This window comes from Marinomonas sp. G8-14 (assembly GCF_055808935.1).
The window spans coordinates 2,270,006-2,288,372 of sequence record NZ_CM147891.1; the positions used below are offsets into that span (position 1 = coordinate 2,270,006).

General features: G+C 44.1%; 18 protein-coding genes, 1 pseudogene and 1 riboswitch. Of the genes and pseudogenes, 4 read left to right on the forward strand and 15 right to left on the reverse strand.

Annotation, left to right across the window (positions count from 1 at the left end; genetic code table 11):
• Positions 1-103: 103 nt before the first annotated feature.
• The 6 genes from AC0L6V_RS11710 to rpsF form a co-directional block, all read right to left on the reverse strand.
• The gene (locus AC0L6V_RS11710; protein ID WP_265218536.1) at positions 104-1,666 is read right to left on the reverse strand and encodes a methyl-accepting chemotaxis protein; all 1,563 of its coding nucleotides are present in this window, start codon (positions 1,664-1,666) and stop codon (positions 104-106) included.
• 92 nt (positions 1,667-1,758) lie between these two features.
• Positions 1,759-3,135 (reverse strand): replicative DNA helicase, encoded by a 1,377-nt coding sequence (dnaB, locus tag AC0L6V_RS11715; RefSeq protein WP_265218534.1) that lies wholly within the window; start codon positions 3,133-3,135, stop codon positions 1,759-1,761.
• A 140-nt stretch (positions 3,136-3,275) separates the two neighbouring features.
• Positions 3,276-3,719, reverse strand: coding sequence for a 50S ribosomal protein L9 (rplI, locus tag AC0L6V_RS11720; protein WP_265218532.1), 444 nt, complete (start codon positions 3,717-3,719; stop codon positions 3,276-3,278).
• A 22-nt stretch (positions 3,720-3,741) separates the two neighbouring features.
• Positions 3,742-4,602 carry a hypothetical protein gene (locus AC0L6V_RS11725; protein WP_418139051.1) on the reverse strand — a complete coding sequence of 287 codons (861 nt, stop codon included), beginning with the start codon at positions 4,600-4,602 and terminating at the stop codon, positions 3,742-3,744.
• A gap of 21 nt (positions 4,603-4,623) precedes the next feature.
• Positions 4,624-4,854, reverse strand: coding sequence for a 30S ribosomal protein S18 (gene rpsR / locus AC0L6V_RS11730; RefSeq protein ID WP_013662377.1), 231 nt, complete (start codon positions 4,852-4,854; stop codon positions 4,624-4,626).
• Between the two features lie 23 nt (positions 4,855-4,877).
• Entirely contained in the window at positions 4,878-5,282 is a 405-nt protein-coding gene (rpsF, locus tag AC0L6V_RS11735) for a 30S ribosomal protein S6 (RefSeq protein WP_111605418.1), read from the reverse strand.
• A 302-nt stretch (positions 5,283-5,584) separates the two neighbouring features.
• Here rpsF and AC0L6V_RS11740 point away from each other — a divergent pair, with 302 nt between their 5' ends.
• The 3 genes from AC0L6V_RS11740 (at position 5,585) to AC0L6V_RS11750 (ending at position 8,191) form a co-directional block, all read left to right on the forward strand.
• Entirely contained in the window at positions 5,585-6,310 is a 726-nt protein-coding gene (locus AC0L6V_RS11740) for a MipA/OmpV family protein (RefSeq protein ID WP_265218526.1), read from the forward strand.
• A gap of 67 nt (positions 6,311-6,377) precedes the next feature.
• Positions 6,378-7,280, forward strand: a complete 903-nt coding sequence (locus tag AC0L6V_RS11745) for a DMT family transporter (RefSeq protein WP_265218525.1) — start codon at positions 6,378-6,380, stop codon at positions 7,278-7,280.
• An 8-nt stretch (positions 7,281-7,288) separates the two neighbouring features.
• Positions 7,289-8,191 carry a DMT family transporter gene (locus tag AC0L6V_RS11750; protein ID WP_265218524.1) on the forward strand — a complete coding sequence of 301 codons (903 nt, stop codon included), beginning with the start codon at positions 7,289-7,291 and terminating at the stop codon, positions 8,189-8,191.
• Positions 8,192-8,203: 12 nt separating this feature from the next.
• Here the strand turns inward: AC0L6V_RS11750 and AC0L6V_RS11755 are convergent, their stop codons facing one another.
• From AC0L6V_RS11755 to hldE, 9 genes and pseudogenes are all read right to left on the reverse strand, one after another.
• Entirely contained in the window at positions 8,204-9,070 is an 867-nt protein-coding gene (locus AC0L6V_RS11755) for a DMT family transporter (RefSeq protein ID WP_265218523.1), read from the reverse strand.
• 53 nt (positions 9,071-9,123) lie between these two features.
• Complete coding sequence (locus tag AC0L6V_RS11760; RefSeq protein ID WP_418139052.1) at positions 9,124-9,429, reverse strand: hypothetical protein; 306 nt, start codon at positions 9,427-9,429, stop codon at positions 9,124-9,126.
• On the reverse strand, positions 9,410-9,838 hold the full coding sequence (locus AC0L6V_RS11765) for an ATP-binding cassette domain-containing protein (RefSeq protein WP_418139053.1): 429 nt from the start codon (positions 9,836-9,838) through the stop codon (positions 9,410-9,412). The genes AC0L6V_RS11760 and AC0L6V_RS11765 overlap by 20 nt, the downstream gene beginning before the upstream one ends.
• Positions 9,825-11,462, reverse strand: coding sequence for a thiamine/thiamine pyrophosphate ABC transporter permease (thiP, locus tag AC0L6V_RS11770; protein ID WP_265218520.1), 1,638 nt, complete (start codon positions 11,460-11,462; stop codon positions 9,825-9,827). The genes AC0L6V_RS11765 and thiP overlap by 14 nt, the downstream gene beginning before the upstream one ends.
• The gene (thiB, locus tag AC0L6V_RS11775; RefSeq protein WP_265218519.1) at positions 11,438-12,271 is read right to left on the reverse strand and encodes a thiamine ABC transporter substrate binding subunit; all 834 of its coding nucleotides are present in this window, start codon (positions 12,269-12,271) and stop codon (positions 11,438-11,440) included. The genes thiP and thiB overlap by 25 nt, the downstream gene beginning before the upstream one ends.
• Positions 12,272-12,507: 236 nt before the next feature.
• Positions 12,508-12,624, reverse strand: a riboswitch (TPP riboswitch).
• A gap of 22 nt (positions 12,625-12,646) precedes the next feature.
• Positions 12,647-13,873 carry a 3-deoxy-D-manno-octulosonic acid transferase gene (locus AC0L6V_RS11780; protein WP_265218518.1) on the reverse strand — a complete coding sequence of 409 codons (1,227 nt, stop codon included), beginning with the start codon at positions 13,871-13,873 and terminating at the stop codon, positions 12,647-12,649.
• A 2-nt stretch (positions 13,874-13,875) separates the two neighbouring features.
• Positions 13,876-14,148 carry a hypothetical protein gene (locus tag AC0L6V_RS11785; protein ID WP_418139111.1) on the reverse strand — a complete coding sequence of 91 codons (273 nt, stop codon included), beginning with the start codon at positions 14,146-14,148 and terminating at the stop codon, positions 13,876-13,878.
• 18 nt (positions 14,149-14,166) lie between these two features.
• Positions 14,167-15,665: pseudogene (locus AC0L6V_RS11790) on the reverse strand (ABC transporter transmembrane domain-containing protein); the annotation flags it as partial.
• A complete protein-coding gene (hldE, locus tag AC0L6V_RS11795) occupies positions 15,666-17,093 on the reverse strand; it encodes a bifunctional D-glycero-beta-D-manno-heptose-7-phosphate kinase/D-glycero-beta-D-manno-heptose 1-phosphate adenylyltransferase HldE (RefSeq protein WP_265219389.1) in 1,428 nt (475 codons plus the stop codon).
• A gap of 96 nt (positions 17,094-17,189) precedes the next feature.
• Here hldE and AC0L6V_RS11800 point away from each other — a divergent pair, with 96 nt between their 5' ends.
• Positions 17,190-18,338: an AGE family epimerase/isomerase gene (locus AC0L6V_RS11800; RefSeq protein ID WP_265218517.1), complete on the forward strand. Its 1,149-nt coding sequence runs from the start codon at positions 17,190-17,192 to the stop codon at positions 18,336-18,338.
• Positions 18,339-18,367: the final 29 nt, after the last annotated feature.

The following is an 18,367-nucleotide window of genomic DNA, read 5'->3' on the forward strand; positions in this document are numbered from 1 at the left end:
AATAATGAGTTGTAGGTCGGCATTTATGCCGACAAAAGCTAATTCAAGGAATCAAGCATTGCCGGCCTAAAGGCACGATCTACAAAATATTCTTTTTTGCGACTTACTGCTTCATGCGTTCTGCAAGATTTCCCTGCTCATACGCCTCTTCTTCAATATGGCTAATGTTGATCACGATATTTTCTGCCCTTTCAATACTGTTAATACTCAGCGCATCTACTTCTTGCATTTTATCGTTAAGGTCACGTGCTACACTTGCCTGCTCTTCTGAAGAAACATTAATTTGTGCTGTCATTTCAACAACACGCTTAATAGCCGCTTCGATATCACTCATTTTTTGCGCAACATCGTTAACACTATCAACCCCTTGCTGGGCAACCGTCGTCCCTTTATCAATGGTACTGGTCACGTCCGCAGTATTTTTCTTCAGCTCTTCTGTCATGCTATGGATACTTTGTGTTGCATTCTGAGTTCTTATCGCCAAAGCACGAACTTCATCCGCTACGACGGCGAAACCACGCCCAGCCTCACCAGCACGAGCTGACTCAATGGCCGCATTAAGAGCCAACAAGTTGGTTTGTTCCGCAATACCACTAATAGAATTCACCACTTCATTAATGCTATCACTGCGCTCTGCCAGCACCGCCACCACTTTTTTCGCATCAGATATGTCTTGGTAAACCTGACGCATGGTTGCGCCAGTTTGCTGGGCAAGCAAGCGGCTACCTCGGGACAACTCACCAACAGACTCCGTTGCCTCAACCGCCACATGAACATGCTCTGCAACATGTGTCACACTAGACAACAATTGAGAACTTGCCGCGACTACATCTTGGAAAGTATTACGTTGCTTATTAAAATTACCTAAATTCGCTGTCACACTGGCTTTCGCTTCAGACGCTCGCTTACGAAGCTGCTGAGCACCTTCTTTAAGACGGTATCGGAAGGTATTTCCGGCAGCCTCTTGGTGAATTTTAGCAAACTTGATGGCCGCTTTTGCGCCAACCGTTTTGCAGTACAGATATTGCCCTATCGGGTTGTGCGCCTCAGAAGATAGCCCTGACACCACCGCATTCAACGATTGGCTTTGATGATAAATCAGCCAAATGCCCAATATAGCCAAAACGGATCCGGCTAATTTTAGTTCAAGACCATTTGACAACCATCCAAGTAAAGCCAACAGCACAAAACAAGACATTAGAGGCCAAGCAGAATTGGCGAGATATGCCATCATCTTAGTCGACATTGGCACCAAGCCCTTACCGACATTAAGACGATCGTAAACTGATTGAGCATGCCGAATCTCATCCCGAGTCGCCTTGCGACGCACGGACTCATAACCCACTACCTTACTGCCATCCAACAGCGGACTCACATGCGCACTCACCCAATAGTGATCACCGTTCTCGCAACGATTTTTCACCAACCCCATCCAGCTTTTGCCTTGCTTCAAGTTTGACCACATATCAGCAAAAACAGCCGCAGGAACATCAGGGTGACGAATGATATTATGAGCCTTACCAATCAGCGCTTCGCGCTCATAACCAGCCACCTCGCAGAAAACATCATTAACAAAGGTAATACGTCCTTTCACATCGGTGCTGGAAACTAGAACATAGCTTTCAGGAAAATCATTTTCTTTATTTGTTACTGGCATTTTTCGCATAAACAACTCTCGATTTTATAGTAATTATTTTTATCACATATTGTGTGATTTATGATTCTTTGTAGATAGCTTAAAAGTACACCAATAATGACTTACTCGTCATCAAAATCTCGATACGCATCCGGTGCTAAATCCTCAAATCGAGTATATTTACCCACAAACGCCAATCGACAAGTACCTATTGGACCATTACGCTGCTTACCTATAATAATTTCCGCAATACCTTTATGAGGCGTGTCTTCGTGATATACCTCATCACGATAAACAAAAGAAATCACATCCGCATCCTGCTCGATCGCCCCAGATTCACGCAAATCTGAGTTTACTGGGCGTTTATTAGGACGGTTCTCCAAGCTACGGTTAAGTTGAGAAAGCGCAACCATTGGACAATCCATTTCCTTGGCTATAGCTTTAAGAGATCGAGAAATCTCTGAGATCTCATTCGTACGACCTTCAGTAAAACCTGGAATTTGCATCAACTGAAGATAATCGACCATGATCATGGCGACGCCACCATGCTCTCGAGCAATACGGCGCACACGAGAACGCATTTCCGTTGGACTGATACCACCCGTATCATCGATAAATAGCTTGCGGTCTTTGAGCATTTTTACCGCTGACATCAACTTATCCCAGTCCTCTTGAACCAACTGACCAGAACGCATACGTGTCTGATCAATTCGCCCAAGAGAAGAAAGCATACGCATCATCAATGATTCCGCAGGCATCTCCAAACTGAACACGATAACAGGCTTATCACTGATCATGGCAGCATTTTCCACCAAATTCATAGCAAAAGTCGTCTTACCCATGGATGGGCGACCTGCAACGATAATCAAATCTGCGGGCTGCAAACCCGCTGTCATCGCATCTAAATCCGTAAAACCTGTGCTCAAGCCTGTAATTGCGCCATCTTGATGATAAAGCTCATCAATTTTATCCACCGTAGCACTCAAGATATCCGCGGCAATTCGTGGCCCACCTTTTTTCTCACCGCCTTCCGCGATCTGAAATATCTTCCGCTCAGCCTCATCCAATACCTCAGCTGCCGTCATACCTTCTGGATGAAACGCACGCGCTGAAATATCATTGGTCGTAGAGATAAGGCGACGTAAGATGGAGCGTTCTCGCACAATATCGGCATAGGCTGCTATATTCGAAGCACTAGGAGTCGCTTCAGCCACCTCGATAAGATAAGCCATGCCACCAATAGACTCTAAGTCACCGCGCTTATCAAGGCGCTCACCAATGGTCACCACATCAATCGGTTCAGATTCATCGGCTAAGCGTGCAATAACAGTAAAAATTAACTTATGCTCTGGACGATAAAAATCATCCGCAATAACCAACTCAGAGACTCTTTCCCAAGCTTGGGGATCAAGCATCAAGCCACCAACAACAGAACGCTCAGCTTCAATGGAATATGGCGGTAATTTAATAGAAGCGACTTCAGAATCATTTAGTTGCACGCAAAACACCCATACAGAGACAGAAAAAACAGGAAGATTAGCTTATCACGCTAATAAAAAAGGGCATCTTGCAATAGCAAGACACCCTTCTCTTATTCAAGAAAGATTCGCATCTCTCTTAAGTAATTTATCGAAACAAATTACTCAGCGATTACAGACAAAGTAACCGTTACAATCACTTCAGCGTGAAGTTGAACGTCTACTTCGAAAGAACCTGTGTGACGAATCGCGCCTTCTGGCAGACGGATTTCCGCTTTCTCTACTGCTACTTGCGCAGAAATAGCATCAGCGATGTCACGAGTACCGATAGAACCAAAAAGCTTACCTTCGTCACCAGCATTCGCAGCGATAGTGAAAGTTTTACCTTCTAGCAATTGAGCACGAGCTTCAGCAGCCGCTTTACGCTCTGCTGCTTGAGCTTCAAGTTCAACACGGCGCTCTTCAAAGCTAGCCAAGTTAGCTTTAGTAGCCATTACAGCTTTTTTGTTTGGAATCAAAAAGTTACGAGCATAGCCTGGTTTAACAACTGCAACGTCACCAATACCGCCTAGCTTGTTTACTTTGTCGAGTAGAATAACTTCCATCTCGATCACCTCTAATTAATCATTAGCTATCACTTGAGTTGGACGCCTTACCTTGGATTCTAGAACGAATATTCACAAAACTATCAATCACACAAAGTGCGACTAACACGTTCGCGAAATACACATTCAAAACAAAAAATCCCACAAGGTAAAATGCGATCAGTCCAACAACCCCAATTTCTTTTTTTGCTAAAACACCATGTACTAAAGCAAGCCCTGGCAACACTAATGCAGGAATAGCAGCTTGAGACAGAATAGCAAAGGACCCACCTAAGGATTCCCCTACAAGAATCATTCCACCCAACACCAAACTAAACGCGATCGGCAGCCTCAATTGATGAAATTCTGCGCGTAAACCGCCAGGATTATAGAATCCTGCTTGCCACTTTCTCGCCAAAAACAGCGAAATCACGGCAATCACCACTTGGAAGATGGACACAGCCATCACCGCTTGGTTAAAGATCATATCTTTATCGGGAACTTCAACACCTTCCGAAACCAATACTTTTTGAACCAAGGCAACAGCCAAATTCAAAACATCAGCCATCAAAAGAGGCTGAAGCAGAGTGCTAACGACCGCTAAAAAGCTGCCAGCTAATAACACCCAACTCCATGACATGGTTGATCTAAGCAAATAGGCCAACAACATCACATCGACTAATACCATAAGTGCCGTTGCATCGCCTTGGTATATCCACAGCACAAACGCTGGTAAACATCCCCAAGCTAATACAGGTATTCCTTCTTTTACACCTTTGCGAAGCACCACCAATCCAAGGATTGCAGCGGCCAGCCAAAACATCATAGGAATTAGACCAAACACCATAACACCTATTATGGCATTAAGACGTTTTTTCATTACCCAATTTGCTAAACCACTCATATAAAGCGCTTCTTTAGCCTATTAATTAAAATGGCTATCAGTGTAAGGAAGCAAAGCAATGTAGCGAGCGCGTTTAATTGCAGTCGCTAGCTGACGCTGGTAACGAGCCTTAGTGCCAGTAATACGGCTAGGAACGATTTTACCAGTTTCAGTGATGTAACCTTTCAGTGTGTCTAGATCTTTGTAATCGATCTCTTTAACGCCTTCTGCTGTAAAACGGCAGAACTTACGACGACGGAAAAAACGAGCCATGAGTGTCTCCTAATAAAAATAGATTAATCTTCAGATTCTTCAGATACTTCGTCAGAATTGTCGTGGTGACGCTCTTCACGTTGAGGAGCAGAACGACGATCTTCACGACCTTCAGAAGCTTTAATAGGAGATACGTCAGTTACCGCATCTTTACGACGAATCACCAAGTTACGGATGATGGCATCGTTGTAGCGGAAAGTGTCGTTTAGTTCAGACAAAACACTGTCAGAACACTCAATGTTCATTAGAACATAGTGTGCTTTGTGAATTTTGTTAATTGGGTAAGCAAGTTGACGACGGCCCCAATCTTCAAAACGGTGAACTTGACCACCATCTTCAGTGATTAGGTTAGTGTAACGCTCTACCATTGCTGGTACTTGCTCGCTTTGATCTGGGTGAACCAGAAAGACGATTTCATAATGACGCATTTAAGCTCCTTATGGGTTCTTAGTCTCCACGCTTGCTTCCCCTGTGATAAAGCTGTGAGACAAGGAGTATTGATTTACAGGGACGCGCATTATATAGCACGAGTGGACAATAAGTAAACGAAATCAACACACCAACTCTGAAAACCATAAAAAAGTCGCTTTCGGTGGCGCCATGTAAACCCAAAAAAGCAATAAATACGCACTCTACGAAAATGTTTTACAGCTCTAATCAAAGACCATAAAATCAAATGGATTTTTGTTTGCGCCCTTTTACTTAACTCTTTTTGACGGACATAGTTTTCATGAAAAAAGTATGCTTAACACTGCTATTGGCTATTCCAGTCTTTGCTCAGGCCGACACCAATTTGGGCATCATTGCAGTCAAGTCAGATTCCCTCTATAAAGACACGGATTCTGAGTCTACTTTTTTACCTAACTTTAGTTATGAAGGCGAACACTTCTTCCTTCGCCTACCTGAAATCGGCTATCGTTTTCTACCCAAACAGTCGGCCCAAAACATGTCAGTGGGCTTATCTTACGAAAGCACAGGATTCGATCCCGATGACTCAAATAATGCCAATATTAGGCAGCTCGATGATAGGGACGCCAGTATTATGGCATTTGCATCCTATCAGCTAGGTCCAGTTACCACAAAGATAGCGCAGGATATAAGCGGCGAACATGATGGCTACTACGCACAAATATCGGCGGGATACCCTATTGCTGCTGGCGCTTGGACAGTGATCCCATCCATCGCTTATCGGTATATGGACAGTAAAATGAGCAACCACCTATTTGGTGTATCTCAAGCAGAATCAGCGAGAACAGGCGGTGCAATTGATGCCTATGATACAGATGCTATTTCTTCCATTCGCTATGGAGTAAGAGGGATCTACCCCGTGTTTAAAAGCCTTAACCTCATGCTTGGTATCAGTCATACACGATTCGATAAAGACATTCTAAAAAGTCCTATCGTAGAAGATAACACCATTACTTCTGTGTTAGCGGGTGTTAGCCTGTCCTTCTAAAACAGCCGCAACTTGAAACCGCGAACTAAAACGCTTTACCACAAACAAAGGCTTCGGAATAAACCTGATGAGCAAACTTTCCAACAATAGCCAAGCCATGCTCTTTGGGCTTGGCGCTGTTTTACTCTGGTCAACGGTTGCAACAGCCTTTTCACTGTCTCTTAGACATTTTTCCCCAACACAGCTTCTGCTCGTCGCCAATCTAATATCGCTGCTCTTTTTAGTTAGCCTAATTATGTATAAAGGCGAAATAAAGTCGTTAATGACCATAGCAAAACAAACGTGGAAGTCATCTTTGTTTTTTGGTGCTATTAACCCATTTCTTTATTACTTAATATTACTGCAAGCCTACAACACCCTTCCCGCTCAGGAGGCACAGGCCATCAACTATACTTGGGCAATCATGTTAAGCTTTATGGCCGTGCCCATTCTCAAGCAGCGACTTAAACCTGCAGACTATCTCGCCGCTGGAGCCTGCTATTTTGGTGTCTTATATATTTCAACCCGTGGGCAGATTGGCTCATTAGAATTTTCCAATGCTTCTGGTGTCGCATTCGCTCTATTTAGCACTATTATTTGGGCACTTTATTGGCTACTAAACACAAAAGATAACCGTCCTAGCCTAATAGGTATTACGCTAAACTTCGCCTTTGCATTGCCATTAATACTTATTTTTGCGGGTATCACTGGAGAGCTAACGCAGTGGGATAACAATGGCTTGTGGGGCGCCATTTATATTGGTTTGTTTGAAATGGGATTAAGTTTTGTTTTATGGAACAAAGCAATGAAATTAACAACAAACGCCAGCCAAGTCGCTAACCTCATCTTTTTATCCCCTTTGCTGTCCATTATTTGGTTGTCACAATTTGCAGGAGAACCCATCCTAAATTCCACTATCATTGGTCTAGCGTGCATTCTTGTTGGGCTGTTTGTACAAAACGTAGCGAAAAAAACCAAACAATCTACATAGGACTCTCCATGCCAGCGTTTGCTTATTTACTTTTGCCCATTTTTTTCTGGTCAGGCAATTACATTTTAGGGCGTATTACTGTCTCAAGCGGCATAGATCCCTTTTCCATTTCATTTTTACGCTGGTCCCTCGCTTGCTTAATCATTTTGCCTTTTGCTTACAAAAAACTCCGGTTAGAACGTCACATCATCATGAATAACTGGCAATTACTGGCACTATTTGGTTGGCTTGGTATCTGCAATTACAATTTATTTTTGTATATCGGACTCACCTCAACCACAGTAACCAATGCTGTACTACTCAACTCCATTATGCCAGTGATGATTTTAATCACCGCGCGCATACTATTGGGCAGCAAAACCTCTTGGCGCCAAAACACTGGCATTTTAATCTCTACACTAGGCGCCATCACCATCGTCAGTCGTGGCAGTTTGGAGACCTTTTTACATCTCAGTTTTTCACCAGGCGACCTGTGGATTATCACAGCCGCCATCAGCTGGGCAATTTATTCCGTACTGATTGTAAAGCGACCAAAAGACATGTCTCTGATTGGCTTTTTCGCGTGCACCGCACTAATTGGCACGTTTATTCAAGCGCCGCTATTTTTTCTCTTCGGTCACGGCTCACTTACTGATCTTAGTGTAAGTAACTGGGGAGCCATTTTTTACATGGGACTGTTTGCCTCTATCGGCGCATTTCTATGCTGGAATACTGGCGTACAAAAACTGGGCGCTGCCACAGCAGGGCACTTCATTCATTTACTGCCTGTTTTTAGTATTGTTCTATCCGTTATCTTTTTGGGTGAAAACCTACTAAGCTTCCACTATGTCGGCATTCTACTCATTTTTTCAGGGATTTTTGTCGCAACCATGCTAAATAAAAAAATAACCAAATCACAAACACCCCAATAAGACAAAAATATCTTAACCTCTATTCTTCGCCATTCGGGTGCTAATCATGATGCTCGAAAAAATGAACAGCATCCCCAAAATGGCGTAAATATCAGGCACATGGTCCCAAATAACCCAGCCCCAAAAGCCGCTGAATACCACACCAACATAACTTACTGGTGAGACGATACTGGCTGGCGCATAGGTGTAAGCCAAATTATAAAGATACATGCCAACATACAAGGTGACAGTAACAGCTGCCACTAAAGGCCAAACCTCTAAAGGCAAAACCAATGACTCACCTTGTAACCATACCAAAGGCAGTGACAACACCGTCGACACAAAAAAATACACAAATAACGTTTCTTGTCCAGAAACCTGCTGAGACAACATACGCGTCGTCACCATGGACAGCGCCAACCCAAGAGCCGATATAAAACCGACAAGATGCCACGGGTTCAAATGATCCGGTGTTGGCTGAATAACAAAAGCCACCCCAATAAACCCAATAATCAAGGGCAACCAGCGCGCCTTCGGAATGCGAATCCGATGCAGCATCCATACCACAAACGGCACACACAAAGGCGCGCATGTACGTAATAAAGACGCTTCAACAAGGGGGATGTGATTCAATGCCCAGTAGTAAAAAAGAAAGCCCACAAAGCCACCAAAACTACGTAGAAAATGAATTTTCCACACCACAAAAGAACGCTTTTGCCAACGTCCGTGCATCTGCGGTAATAATATGAGGGCGCAAAAGAGACTTTGCCAAAATACTAAAGTTGATACCGGAATCATGGTTTGAGCCTGCTTGGCAGCCAATGCGGTAAGCGACATAACAAACGCATAAGCGATTGTCATTATGATACCTTTCTTCAACAACTCATTATCATCTAACACTAAATCGCTCTTTCTATAAACGTGAAGCGGGATGACTATTTAACTGAACCAAACTAGATTGTCGAGCGACTAGATACGCCGACACCAAGATAATTAGAAAAAAGCACATGAGGTTCAATTTGAGACAATACGGACACAGGTTCATGAGCAATCACTTCACCCTGCTCGATCAAAATAACACGCCCTCCCACCAAGCAAGCCTCTTGAGGCAAATGGGAAATCAGCAAGGTCGTTAACCCTAACTCCTCAGTAACCTCATTAACCAAATAAAGCATTTCTTCCCGCAAAGCGGGGTCCAAGGCACTAAAAGGCTCATCCAACAATAAAATAGGTTTCTTTCTAACGAGAGGCCCGAGCAATCGCGACTCGCTGGGCTTGGCCACCTGACAATGCCTGAGGAAAACGTTTCATCTTATCAACAAGCTGTGTTTTTTCCAACGCCCAACTCACTTTTTCCTTTTGCTCTGGCGTTAAATTCAGCGAAGGCGACACACCAATGGCGACATTCTGCCAAACGGTCAACTGCGGAAAGAGATTATCACTCTGAAACAAAGTAGAAATAGGACGTTCATAAGCCGGTAAAGACAATAGAGACTCCTCATGAAAATACAGCTCACCACGTCCCTCTAAATACCCTCCCAGCAGATGCAAAAGCGTACTTTTCCCTTCACCACTGCCTCCTAGTAAGGTGGTCATACCCGGCTCAATATTCACACAATAATTTGCATGAAAACGCTCCCAATCATATTGAAGGTTAATTTTTAACATGTACACCACCCATTTTTCCGCCTACAAAGCGAGATGAGCAATAAAACAGCATCAAGCAAAGTAAAATCAACACCACCGCCACACAGGAACCTTCTTCCAAACGATAGGAACCAATGAGTTGAAAAAGATACAAGGGCAAAGACACCAATCCCTGACTGCCGAACAAAGCAATCACTCCCATGTCTCCCAAAGACAGTAACAGCGCATAACCTAAAGCTTGAGCCACATTCACGCGAACTAAGGGCCACTCAAGTCGCCACCGCGACCAAGACTGAATACCTAAGCTCAGATAGACATTCCTAAAGCGCCGCTCTTGTTGATACATCACTGGCATTAAAGCGCGCAGCACAAATGGCAACGCCATTACCGCATTCACCCACACGACAATCCAGTAGCTCGACTGCAGCCCCCAACCAATATCTCGTAACGCCAGAAACAGGCCTGTGGCTATTACCAGCCCTGGTACCATTAAGATCATATTACCCAAGTGTTCAATTTTATTTGGTAAAAAAGCCAAATATGGACGCCCCATGCAAAACCGCGCAAGCACAGCAAAGCAGAGACCGAGCACTAAACTCACCAAGGCGGCAGGAAGCGCAATCTGTAATGACACCAACACCGCCCGCCAAAGCGCAGGAGACTGCAAAGTTTCAAAAAATAAAGGCGAAAAAATAGGACCCAAAATAGCCAAAAAAGGTGGAATTACCAGCACAAACACACACAGCAAGGCCATACTATCGGCAAACCTTGCCCAATAAGAATCTTTGAGTGGATAACGAGTCAGCGCCAATAAGCTCACATCTTGGCGATTAACAGGTGCTATACGGTATACAAACAACGCGAAGAGCGAACATATCATCACCTGCAGCAAAGCTAAAAAACTGGCTTTATTGAGGTCAAAATCAAACCTGAGAGCTTGATAAATAGCCACCTCCAAGGTGCTAAACTTAGGCCCACCGCCTAGGCTCAACACCACAGCAAAGCTTGAAAAGCACAACATAAAAATAAGCACAAACGCTCCCGGTAAGACTTTTTTCATGTAATGCCATTCAATCCAACGAAAGGCTGTCCAACGAGAAAAGCCCAACTGCGTAGCCTGACGCCACTGACCTGCAGGAATCAAATCATACCCTTGCAACAAAAGACGCACAGCCAAAGGAATATTGAAAAACACATGCGCCAATAAAATACCAGTTAAACCATACAAGGAAACTTGAATACCCAAAAACTGACTTAACCAACCTGAACGGCCATACACTACGACCAATCCCAAGATGGCCACTATGGTTGGCACCACCATCGACACAGAAAACAACTGCAAGAGTGCAGCTCGCCCATAAAATCGTCGGTGCATAAGACAAGAAGCAACAGGAATGGCAATGAGCAAACTAATACCACTGCTTAGCAGGGCTTGCCATAAAGAAAAACGCACAACTCGCCAAAGATAAGGCTGCTGCAAATAGCCAAACCAAGAGTGTAATTCGCTATAACGCAAAAGAGCCGCCAAGCAGACAACTCCCATCAATAGGAAAAAACCGACGCCTAATAGCGCCGGTAATAATCCTTTCATAGATCGAAAAGACAACGATATAACGCCTGTTATCGCGTCGTGGCGTTTAGCCACTCATCCACCCAAGCGCCACGGTGTTCAGCCACATCTTTTGCGGACAACACTAAGTTTTTACTAGGCTTTAACGCGCTGTCAAAAGCAGCAGGCAAGGTTTCATCCAACTCAATCACTGGTAACATCCAATTTCCAGTCGCTACCGTAGATTGAAAACCTGGCTGAAGGATAAAGTGCATAAACTCTTGCGCCAGAGCAGAATTAGGGGCATTTTTCATCATAGCGGCTACTTCAATCTGAGGATACAGCCCTTCACTGGCCATTGCAGCCCGGTACTTAGTTTCGCCTTCCGCAACAATATGATAAGCAGGGGATGTGGTATAACTCAGTACCAAATCGGCTTCGCCCTTTAAAAACAAACTATAGGCATCAGACCAGCTTTTCGTCACCGTTACCGTATGACCCGCTAAACGCGCCCACGCATCAGCAGCGTCTTCACCGTAAACTGACTTCATCCATAACAATAATCCAAGACCTGGTGTACTGGTTCTCGGATCCTGGTAAATCACTCGCAAATTCTTATTATCCACCACATCCTTCAGACTAGTCGGCGGGTTCTGTAGCGTGTCAGAGTTATAGATAAAAGCAAAGTGGCCTTGATCAAAGGGCACAAAAATTTTATCTGACCAGCCTCCTGGGACAGTAACGTTAGACGTATCGACAGAATGTTCTAGTAATAATCCGCTTTTCTTGGCTGCTTCCATCAAATTCAAATCCAGCCCCAGCAGAACATCTGCTTGCGAAGACCGCCCTTCTAGCTGCACTCGAGACAAAATCCCAACTGAAGAATCTAAGGCGACAAAATTCACCTCACAATCACATGTCTTCTCAAAATTGGCTTTAATCTTTGGACACGCCCCCAATCCGAAGCAAACGAATCGTAGGTATATACATTAAGGGTATCTTTAGCCAACATCAGGGGCGAGAAAATAACGCCACAACTGACGATGGCAGCCGAAAAAAGAGTTTTAAATGAAAATGTATTCAAGGTGTCGCTCCTAAAAATAAGTGAGCGGCGTACAGGAGAAACGGCAAGATACGATTGCTTAGCTTGCTACCTCAATTCCTACGCCAGCATGATCTGGATCAGGTTCAGTGGGTTAGCGGTCAATCCGCTTCTCAGCTCTAGCCTTTAACAACCAAAGCACCCCATGAGATAAAGAGTCATTATTGTAAAGAGTCGTTCAGCGGAAGTCTATTTCCGTAAGCACTCGCGTCACAGCCCCTTGATTTTTTTCGGCAAAACGCAACGCAGTCTGCCCAAGTCGATAACGTTGTGACGACTGCCCAGCAAGATCCACCACCACACTTTCTAATTGCGCTTCATCGTGACAACGAACAGCACCATTCACTTGTAAAAGCTGTTCTGTGATGTCCAAAAAATTAAACGTATAAGGCCCCACCAAAACAGCCTTACCCAGCAGAGCAGGCTCAATCGGATTGTGCCCTCCTCGTTTAATCAGACTTCCGCCAACAAAGGCTAAGTCGGCAGCCTGATAATAATACATCAGCTCCCCCATCGAATCGCCAATCACAACATCGAAGTCAGACCATTGATCTGGTGGTATTTGACTACGAAGAGCGACCCGCTCAAAAGACTGTTTGGCCAAGGCATACACCGCCTCAAACCGTTCAGGATGACGAGGGACGAGCAACAACAACGCATTAGAAAATTTCTGCATAAGGGTTTTATGGATACGCAATAGCGCTTCATCTTCCCCTTGATGAGTGCTCCCGCCTACCCAAACAAACCGCGAACCAAGTCGACGACGCCAATTCGCCTGCATCACTTCAGGAGGAACAACCAGATCAAATTTAATGCTGCCAGTTACCAAGACTTTTTTTGCCCCTAACGCTTCAAAACGCAAAGCATCAGCTTGAGCGTGAGCCAAGAAACAATCAGGCAGCGCAAACAAAGGACGCGAAACAAAAGGAAACTTCTGATAACGCTGAAAAGAGCGATCACTCAAGCGTGCATTGACCACCTCAACTCGCAAACCTTGCCGCTTGGCTAGCTGCAATAAATTTGGCCAAAGCTCGGTTTCGACAATCAATAAATGCTTGCAGGCAATTTTATTCAATGCACTTTTAACACTGCAACGCCAATCCATCGGCAAGTAACGATGCTCCGCGAAAGGAAAAGCCTTCGCCACTTGTTCCGCCCCTGTTGGCGTCATTGTTGTCATTAAAAGACGATGAGTGGGAAATTTTTCACGCCATTGAAGTACCAGTGGCCGAACCGCCAGCACTTCTCCCACAGACGCACAATGGATCCATAAATCAGCCTCGACAGAAGGCCAGATACCAAATGCTTCTTTCGCCCGATAATCCGCATAGCTTTTTTTAAAACGCCGAATTTTCAACAATACAACCGGCGTTAATAACAGCAAAGCGATTCGATAAAACCACATAATTAAACAGGCGTCTCACTAAATTGCTGGTTATGAAGCTGAGCGTAAGCGCCATTCATCGCCAATAACTCACTATGAGAACCTTGTTCAATAATTTCTCCATGATCCACAACCGCGATAATATCAGCATTCTCGATGGTCGATAGGCGATGCGCAATGGCAATGGTCGTGCGGTTCGCCATCAGGCCATCCAACGCTGTCTGAATCGCTCGCTCAGACTCTGTATCCAATGCCGACGTAGCTTCATCCAAAATAAGAATCGGCGCATTTTTCAAAATAGCCCGCGCGATGGCAATGCGCTGGCGTTGCCCCCAGATAACAGAACGCCATTTTCTCCGACCATAGTATCTAAACCATGATCAAGCTCCTGAATAAAATCCCAAGCATTAGCAGCTTTAGCGGCTTCTATTACTTCTTTATCACTGGTGTTTTGCAAATAACCATAAGCAATATTGTCACGAATCGTGCCATTAAAAAGCACCACTTGCTGATTCACCAAGGCAATATTTGATCGCAGCTCAGTCAGCTTATAATCATTGATAGAGATGCCATCAATGCTTAACAGCCCATCATCAATATCATAAAAACGTGGAATTAAATTTGCGATAGTAGACTTACCACTACCAGACCGTCCCACCAACGCTAGCGTTTTTCCTGCAGGCAAAGACAAGGTAATCTTATTCAAGGTTTGCTTCTCGGCATTGGGATATTTAAAGGACATTGAATGCCATTCAATATTCCCTTTGATACTTTCCACCGATGTTTTGCCTTTATCAACTTCTTCTTGCAAATCCAGAAAATCAAAAATACTGTAAGAGGCCGCAATGCCTTTTTGCAAAATGCTATTCACGTCCGTCAGCTGACGAATCGGTTTTCCCAACATCCCAGCGGCGGTCAAAAAAGCAATAAAGTCGCCAGGAGACATGTGCGAACTGATAGACGGGCTCAATGCAAACCAAATCAAAATTGCCATCATGACAGCCAAAATAAACTGCACAATAGGTATATTCAAAGACTTGGTCATTTCCATTTTTAGCTGAGAACGACGGTTTTCATTGGCTGCTTTATGAAAACGCTCAATTTCATACTGACTACCACCGAATATCTTGACGACTTCATGCCCTTTAATCGCCTCTGAGGCGACATCTGTCACACCACCCATGGCATTTTGGATACGGGTACTTAACTTACGAAAGCGTTTTGATGCATAAGAAACCACTAAACCAATTAACGGCACGACCAACAGAAACAACAAAGACAAACGCCAGTTCATGTAGATCATGTAGCATAACAAACCAACTACCGTTAACCCTTCACGCAATAAAACCCGTATGGCTTGCGTGATAGAACCGATGACTTGCTCTGTATCATAAGTCAACTTGGCTAACAAACGTCCCGTGGGAATAGAGTGGTAGTAACTCGAAGGCAAGAGCACAAGTTTGTTAAACATGTCGGTACGCAAATCAAAAACAACATTATTAGCGACCTTCGCCATAAAATAGTTACCTAAGAAAGTCCCCACTCCTCGCGCAATAAAAACCCCTAAAATAGCCAGCGGAATTAACAAACGACTTTCAGAAATACTACCCACAGAGACGATATCGACAATATGTTTTAACAATGCCGCCAACGCGGGCTCCATAGCGGCGTAAATGACATAACCAATCACACTCAACAGTAAATACATCCAAGACGGACGCACGTAACCGAGCAAGCGAAAGTAGATTTTCACACCTGAAACAGGAGCCTTTTGCGTAGACATGTCCGCTTCAACATTTTCTTTTTCTTGCATTTACAGGTTCGCTTTTTTGATAATTGCAGTGGTTGAATAGCCGTCGACAAAGGTCAAGACTTTTACTTCGCCCCCATTAGCAAGAACGTGGTCTGCACCAACAATGGTCTCGATGGTATAATCGCCGCCCTTCACCAATACATCAGGAGTCAGTTTTTCAATAATTTCTTTTGGAGTATCTTCATCAAACCAAGTAACCCAATCAATCGCGCCGACGCCTTCCAGTACCGCCATACGATGTTCTAAATGGTTAATTGGGCGTTTCTCACCTTTTAGTCGTTTAACAGACGCATCCGTGTTGACCGCGACGACCAACCTGTCGCCTAGCGCCTTAGCTTGTTTCATATAGGCAATGTGCCCTGGGTGAAGAATATCAAAACAGCCATTGGTAAAAACAATCTTCTCACCATTCATTTGCGCCAACTTGATTTGCTCAAGTAGCTCTTCTGGCGAAAGTACACCAAAGTTTGTGCTGTGTGAGCGTTGAAACATGATCGCTTCAAGTTGGTCTGCGCTAATCGAAGCCGTACCAAGCTTACCAACCACATAACCCGCGGCTTGATTAGCGTACTCAACCGCGTCAATAAAACGCTTACTGGTCACATACACGGCGGTCAATACCGCCACCACGGTATCACCCGCTCCGGTAACATCAAACACCTCTTTGGCGGCCGTGGCCAACGAAAAAGGCGGCTTACCTTCGCTCAATAAGATTAGCCCTTCTTCACCTCGAGTAACTAGTAGCGCCTTCCAGCCAAATTTTTCACGCAGTGCCTTAGCTTTTTCTTCTAACTCTTTTGTTGAATGGCATTTACCCACGATGGTTTCAAATTCAAGAAGGTTTGGCTTAACCAGAGTAGCACCTTGATAAATGGAAAAATCATCTCCTTTGGGATCCACAAAACTGGGGACCTTTGCTGCATTGGACAGTTTTATCAGGTTCTGAACGTCTGCTAAACAGCCTTTTGCATAATCAGAAAAAATGACAGCGTCAGATTCTGGCAAACATTCTTCAACCACTTTTGCCAAAGCCTCATTCTGCGAAAGATTGTCCTCACGCTCTTCGAAATCCAAACGAATAAGTTGTTGATGGCGGCTCATTACTCGTAGTTTCGTAATGGTAGGCAAGGTTTCCGAGCGAATAAATCGACATGTCACGCCCACTTTTTCCAAGCATCGGGTTAAAACATCGGCATTTTCATCGTTACCGACCACCCCCACCAAGGTTACTGACACCCCTAACTTAGCCAGACCCAGCGCAACGTTAGCCGCACCACCTGGACGATCTTCAATGTTGGAAACCTTTACGACTTGTACCGGCGCTTCCGGCGATATACGTGAGGTACCACCATGCCAATAACGATCCAACATGACATCCCCAACAACTAGGATGTGTTTATCTTTAAAATTTAGATACGAAGAGTTCATAGCCACATAATAATCGATTTTTAGAGACACTCATCTTATCATACTCCCTCAATAAGTTGGACATACCTAAAACACACGAAATAAGGCTTTTACACAATGCTGAATTCCGCTCTACTATCTAGCCAATCTTTTTTGTTTGATGGGCTATTGAAGAATTGGTCGCGTCATGGCATCGATAAAGAACAGGGTTTTAGCTATGAAAGCATGAATCATGACTGGACAATAAACTCCATTAACCGTATTCGCTTACTCACTCAATGCCGCCAACTTTATACTTTTAGCCATGCCTGCCAAAATCATCACACCAAAGATTGGCAAGCATTGTTAGGGCCACTGTTTAATTTTATTACTTCTCGATACTTCATTGATGGTCGTTGGATTTTCGCTTTAAATGACGATTTATCCATTAAAGATCAACACTCTGATGCCTATGCCCTCGCCTTTGTTCTACTGTCCTTTAGCCACTACTACAAAGTGACAAACGATGACAGAGCGCTTTCTTACATGAAAGAAACACATCAGTTTCTCTTAAACAATATGCAGGCTGAATCCGGCGGCTTTTATGAATCTTTTCCTGTCGATGTTGAACAGACTCGTCGCCAAAACCCACACATGCACCTTTTAGAAGGCTATATTGCTGCCTTTGAAGTCACTCAAGATGCTGACTATAAGGCAACAATACAATCCCTTCTTGCCTTAGCCTTAGCGCATTTTTATGATAAAAAGTCCAAAACACTGCGTGAGTTTTTCAACACAGACTGGCAGTTACACCCAACGACGGGACATCTGGTAGAACCTGGCCATCACTTTGAGTGGGTATGGTTGCTTTATCAAGCCAATAAAATTTTACCTAATTCAGACTATACAGACCTTGCACAGCAACTCTGGCTAACAGCTAGCCGCCATGGACTTGCAAACAATGGGGGGATTTACAACCAGATCGACGGCAACGACTACCACCCTATCGACAAAGAAAAACGTATTTGGCCGATCACTGAATACCTGAAAGCCGTCACGGTTATGCCCATCGGAAAAGAAGAAAAAATAAATCGTTTAGAAAAAGCGCTCGACTTTATGCAACAACACTATTTACAGCCAAATGGGCGCTGGAACGAATACCTTAATGCCGATAATACGCCAAAAGACTTTCCACTCCCAGGCACGAGCAGCTATCATATTTTTCTAGGCCTTACAGAAGTGATAGCATGGGCAAAAGCAAATAATGATTTAGAAGATTCTTTTTAAGTAAAAGTCTGGTTTTAAAGACATACTTA